This is a genomic window from Streptomyces sp. NPDC046915 (genome assembly GCF_040644935.1).
GTDB lineage: Bacteria > Actinomycetota > Actinomycetes > Streptomycetales > Streptomycetaceae > Streptomyces.
This window is the reverse complement of the sequence record NZ_JBEYXB010000057.1, coordinates 1-5,520: the sequence shown is the minus strand read 5'-3', so window position 1 is coordinate 5,520 and position 5,520 is coordinate 1. Positions and strand designations below refer to the sequence as shown.

General features: G+C 74.4%; 4 protein-coding genes and 1 pseudogene. All 5 read left to right on the top strand.

Annotated elements, in window-relative coordinates; genetic code table 11:
• Window positions 1-453: pseudogene (locus ABZ915_RS48590) on the top strand (2-oxoacid:ferredoxin oxidoreductase subunit beta); the annotation flags it as partial.
• A 231-nt stretch (window positions 454-684) separates the two neighbouring features.
• Window positions 685-1,533 carry an alpha/beta hydrolase gene (locus ABZ915_RS48585; protein WP_361817865.1) on the top strand — a complete coding sequence of 283 codons (849 nt, stop codon included), beginning with the start codon at window positions 685-687 and terminating at the stop codon, window positions 1,531-1,533.
• A gap of 111 nt (window positions 1,534-1,644) precedes the next feature.
• Window positions 1,645-2,436 (top strand): alpha/beta fold hydrolase, encoded by a 792-nt coding sequence (locus ABZ915_RS48580; protein ID WP_361817862.1) that lies wholly within the window; start codon window positions 1,645-1,647, stop codon window positions 2,434-2,436.
• A gap of 127 nt (window positions 2,437-2,563) precedes the next feature.
• The gene (locus ABZ915_RS48575) at window positions 2,564-5,251 is read left to right on the top strand and encodes an AAA family ATPase (protein ID WP_361817859.1); all 2,688 of its coding nucleotides are present in this window, start codon (window positions 2,564-2,566) and stop codon (window positions 5,249-5,251) included.
• A 54-nt stretch (window positions 5,252-5,305) separates the two neighbouring features.
• A partial coding sequence (locus ABZ915_RS48570; RefSeq protein WP_361817856.1) for a beta-ketoacyl synthase N-terminal-like domain-containing protein occupies window positions 5,306-5,520 on the top strand: 215 nt, incomplete at its 3' end.

The window sequence follows — 5,520 nt, the reverse complement described above, 5'->3', positions numbered from 1 at the left end:
AACCACCCCGGCACCGCACTGATCGAGATCTACCAGAACTGCAACATCTTCAACGACGGCGCCTTCGACGCCCTCAAAGACAAGCAACAGGCCGAAGAGGCACTGATCCCCCTGGAGCACGGACACCCGATCCGCTTCGGCCCGGACGGCACCCGGGGAGTCGTACGCGACCGGGCCACCGGTGATCTGAAGGTCGTCACGGTGACCCCCGACAACGAATCCGACGTCCTGGTCCACGACGCCCACGCCACCTCCCCGACCACCGCGTTCGCCCTCTCCCGGCTCGCCGACCCCGACACCCTGCACCACACCCCCATCGGCGTCCTGCGCGATGTCGAGCGTCCCGTCTACGACACCCTGATGGCCGAACAGCTCGACACGGCCGTCGAGCGGCAGGGCAAGGGCGGCCTGGCCGCGTTGCTGACCGGCGGCGACACCTGGACGGTCGTCTGATCGGAGTCGTCGACCGAGTCCACCACCACACCCGCCCGGCCGCCGTCGTGGCTGATCGCGGACGTGTTCGCCTACTGCCGGACCGAGAACCGGGGAGGTGTGCGGCATGGTGTGCCGGGTGACCGAAAACGCATCGCGACTGATTCATCTGGCTTAATGCATCAATCCCGATGCATTACTGTCGCGGCGTCAGCCGGAGACACCGTCGGCAGCCCACAAGGGGGACCCGCCATGGCCACCACCGCCGCCACCACCCGCACCCTCTCCGTCCCGGGCGCAACCCTCCACTACCGGGTCGAGGGCAGTGGCCCCGTCCTCCTCATCGCGCCGAGCGGCGAGGGCGACGCCGACCGCTCCGTCGACCTCGTTCCGCACCTGACCGGCGCTTTCACCGTCGTCACCTACGACCGCCGCGGGCTGTCGCGCAGTACGCTCGACGACCCCGCCCGGCCCGTCACCATGGCCGACCACGGCGACGACGTCGCGCGGCTGCTCGCAGCAGTCGCCGACGCGCCCGCGCTGATGGCAGGATTCAGCATGGGCGCCGCGATCGGCCTCCAGGCCGTGGCCCGGCACCCGGGCATGCTGGACACGCTGATCGCACACGAGCCCGTGACGCCGAGCCTGCTGCCCGAGGTGGACCGCGTGCGGCACGCCGCCGATCTGGCGGCCATCCAGGAGGCGTACGCGACCGGGGGCCTGGCAGCGGCGCTCGTGGTCATCACCCGGCAACTCGGCATCGATCCGGCCCACGACGAGACCGAGGAGGGCCTCACCCCGCAGCCGCTGACACCCCGGCGGCAGGCCAACTTCCACTACTTCATCGGCACGGAGTTCGAGGCCGTCACAGCCGACCGCCTCGACCCCGCAGAACTGGTGAGGGCCGCGGCGCGGGCGGGAACGCGGATCGTCCCGGCGGCGGGCCGGAGGACCCGGCCGACCGTGGACACCTATCGCTGCGCGCTGGCGCTGGCGGAACTGCTGGGCACGGAGCCGGTCGTCTTCCCGGGCGGGCACAACGGAAGCACGGCGTTCCCCCGGGCGACGGCGCAGGCGCTGAAGGCCGTGCTCGCCCGGTGAGGTACCGCGGACCGCGCAAGGGGCCCTTTAACCCCTCCGGTTAGCCTCCGGCCGCCCGCAAACCCACCACCCGGGCGCCCTCGCCCGACGGACGAAGGAGCACGCCGCACCATGACCCTCCCCGACGCCCACAGCGAGTCGTGGATCCGGCGCTTCCACCCCGCCACCGGCCGGCCCTGCCGCCTGGTGTGCCTCCCGCACGCCGGCGGCACCGCGTCCTTCTTCTTCCCCTTCTCGCAGCGGCTCGCCGCCCACGCCGACGTGCTGGCCGTGCAGTACCCCGGCCGTCAGGACCGCCGGCTGGAACCGGCCCTCGACTCGGTCGAGGAACTCGTGCCCGCCCTGCACGCCGCCCTGCGGCCCTACGACGACCTGCCGCTGGTCCTCTTCGGGCACAGCATGGGCGCGGTCCTGGCCTTCGAGCTGGCGCGCCGGATGGAACGGGAGGGCACCGGCCCGCTCGGCCTGATCGTCTCCGGACGGCGGGCCGTCGACATCCTGCGCGACGACCGCGTCCACACCCTCGGGGACGCCGCGTTGATCGAGGAGGTCCGGGTACTCTCCGGCACCGACCCCGGGCTGCTCCAGGACGAGGAGATCCTGCAAATGGTGCTGCCCGCCCTGCGCGCCGACTTCAAGGCCGTCGAGACCTACCGCTACCGCCCGGACGGCTCCGGACCGCCGCTGCGCTGCCCGCTGAGCGTGCTCACCGGCACCGCCGACCCCCGGGTGTCCCTGGAACAGGCCATGGCCTGGCGGGAGTTGACCGAGGGCCCCTTCGGCTTCCGCAGCTTCCCCGGCGGCCACTTCTACCTCGCCACCCAGCAGGACGCGGTGTCCGCGGCCGTCGCCGAGGACCTCCGTTCCTTCGCCGCGGGACGTGCCCCCGCGCCCGTCCGCTGAAGCCGGCCGGCCGCCCGGCAGTTCCTGCCGTGCAGCAAGTCCCGCCCCCATCCGGTCCCTTACGGCGTTCCCGCCTTCCTAAGCTGCCCGAACGGCCAGGGAACGCGACCGGGGGAGGAGACGGCTCATGGTGCTCCTGCATCGCGACGACGAGTGCGCGCGCCTCGACAAGGTCCTGCACGCCTGCGCCGCCGGCACGGCCGGGCTGGTACTCGTCGAGGGCGCCGTGGGCTGCGGCAAGACGCGGCTGTTGCAGTACGCGGCCGACACCGCCGCCGACAACGGCCTCACCGTCGTCCAGGCCGCCGCCGACCCCGCCGTACGCAACCGTGACCACGCCCTGCTGCACCGCCTCGCGACCGGCCACACCATCGATCCCGATCCCGATCCCGATCCCGATCCCGATCCCGACGGCGACGCCGATGCCGGCGCCGGTGTGACCGCCCGTTTCGCCGACCTGCTGCGCACGGCCTGCGCCCGCGGCCCGCTGCTCCTGTGCGTCGACGACGTGCAGTACGCCGACCGCCGCTCCCTCGTCGAACTGCTGCGCCTCACCCACACCCTGCGCGGCGCGCCCCTGCTCACGGTGCTCGCACAGACCCCGCACCACCGTACGGACCACCCGGGGCTGCACACCGAACTGCTGCGCCACCCCGGCTTCGCCCGCATCCGCCTCACCCGTCTGGAGGACCGCGGCACCGCCGAACTGGCCCAGTACTGGGGTGCCCCCGACTCCCCGGCCGCCGTCGGCCGGCTGCACCGCCTGAGCGGCGGCAACCCGCTGCTGCTGCGCGCCCTGCTGGCCGAGACGGGCACCGGACCGGACGGCTCGGCCGGGGACGCCGGGTTCGAGCCCGAATCCGGGGGCCCGTTCGCGCAGGCCTACGCGACCTGTCTGCACCGCTGCGGCTCCGCGGCCCGCCGCCTCGCCTTCGCACTCGCCGTCCTCGGCCCCGACGCCGACACCCGGCGCGCCACCCGGCTCGCCGGCCTCGGGCCCGACGCGGCCACCCGCGCCCTGGCCACCCTCGACACCGCCGGCCTCGCCGTCGGCGGCCGTCTGCCCCACCCCACCGCGGCGGCGGCCGTGCTCGCCGCGCTCAGCCCCGCACACCGGCGGTCGCTGCACCGGGACGCCGCCCGCGTCCTCCATCACGCCCTGGCCGAACCGGCCGCCGTGGCCGAACAGTTGCTCGCCGCCGGGACGGCCGCGCACGACTGGGAGATCCAGGCCCTGCGGGACGCCGCCCGACAGGAGACGCAGGCGCACGGCGACCCCGAACGAGCCGAGGCCCTCCTGCGCCTGGCCCGCTCCGGCTGCGCGGACGAGCCTGTCCGGCTCCGGATCACCCTCCAACTGGCCGCCCACACCTGGCGATTACACCCCGCAACCGCCCACCGCCAGCTCGACGAGCCACTCGCCGCACTGCGTGCCGGCCAGCTCTCCGCCACCGACGCCACCTGGCTGGCCCGCCAACTGGCCGCACAGGGACGTGTCGAAGAGGCCGACGAGGTCCTCGTACGGCGGGCCCGAGCGGCCCCGAGCCCACTTTCCGGCGCACCCCTCGGCGATCTGCTCGCCCGGCTCCCGGCCGCCACCCCCGCACGCCCCGCCGACTCCCCGGCCGGCGCCGCCGCCCGCTGGCTCCACCCCGGCACCGAGGACGACGCCCCGGCCGCCGAACGGCTGCTCGCCCGTACCCCCCTCACCCAGGCCACCTTCGAACCCCTCGGCCACGCCCTGCGCACCCTGGTCCACCACCGGCCGCACCGCGCCGTCGCCTGGTGCCGGCGGCTCGGCGAGCAGACCCCGGCCCGGCACGCGCCCGGCTGGCAGGCGGCCTTCGCCACGGCGCACGCCGACGCCCTGCTGCGGCTCGGTGACCTGGCCGACGCGCGCCGGGAGGCGAGCGCGGCGCTCGGCCACCTCACCGGCCGCGGCGGCCCGTTCCTCCTGGCCCCGCTCGCCCTGCTCGTCCAGGCCCTCACCGACCAGGGCGAGTACGCGACAGCCGCCCAGCACCTACAGCCCGCCCTGCCCGGCGAGGAGCCGTACGCCACCGTGCACGCGCTCGCCTTCCTCCGCGCCCGCGGACGCTACGAACTGGCCACCCAGCGCCCCCAGGCGGCCCTGGAGGAGTTCCTGGAGGTGGGCCGGCTCGCCGTCCGCTGGGGCACCGACCACCCCGGGCTGCTGCCCTGGCGCACCGACGCCGCCGAGGCCCTGCTGCACCTCGGCCGCCCCGCACGAGCGCAGGCCCTCGTGACCGAACAGCTCGCGCTGCCCGAGTCCGGCGGGGCCCGGCTGCGCGGGACGTCACTCCGCCTGAGCGCGGCCACCGCCGTCCCCGGGCGCCGCATCGAGCTGCTGAGCGACGCCGTCGGCGCGCTCCGGGACAGCGGTGACCGGCTCGAACTCGCCCGCGCCCTCGCAGACCTCGGCTCCGCCCTGCAGATGAGCGGCGAGGGCAACCGGGCCGGGACGATCACCCGGCGCGCCTGGCAGCTGGCCGCCGACTGCGGTGCGGCCCCGCTGTGCGAGCAGATACTCCCCGCCCGCGGCGCCGAGCCCCCCGCCCGCGCCGACGCCGCCCCCGACACCGGACTGCTGAGCGACGCGGAGGAACGAGTGGCCACCCTCGCCGCCCAGGGCTACACCAACCGCGAGATCGCCGGAAAGCTCTTCGTCAGCGTCAGCACCATCGAACACCACCTCACCCGCGTCTACCGCAAGCTCGGCATCTCCCGCCGGCGCGATCTGCCCGCCGACCTGCGGACACGGCCGCTCGAGCCGACGGCGGTCCCGCCTCGCTGAGCAAGACCACCGCAAGAGGCGCTTTAGCGCCCCTCATGAGGATGGACGCGCGACATGCGTGCTTTCGGCTCGTGCGAATCATCCCGTGATTCGGCGTGTGAACAGAAATGGAGACCGCCCGCCGTGCTTTCGAATTCTGACGCGCCGCTCGATTCCCTTTCCAACGACCCGATCGCCGTGGTCGGAATGTCGTGCCGCCTTGCCGGTGCGGAGGACGCGGGCCGTTTCTGGGAGTTGTTGGAGGCGGGTCGCGAGGCGGTGGGTGGGGT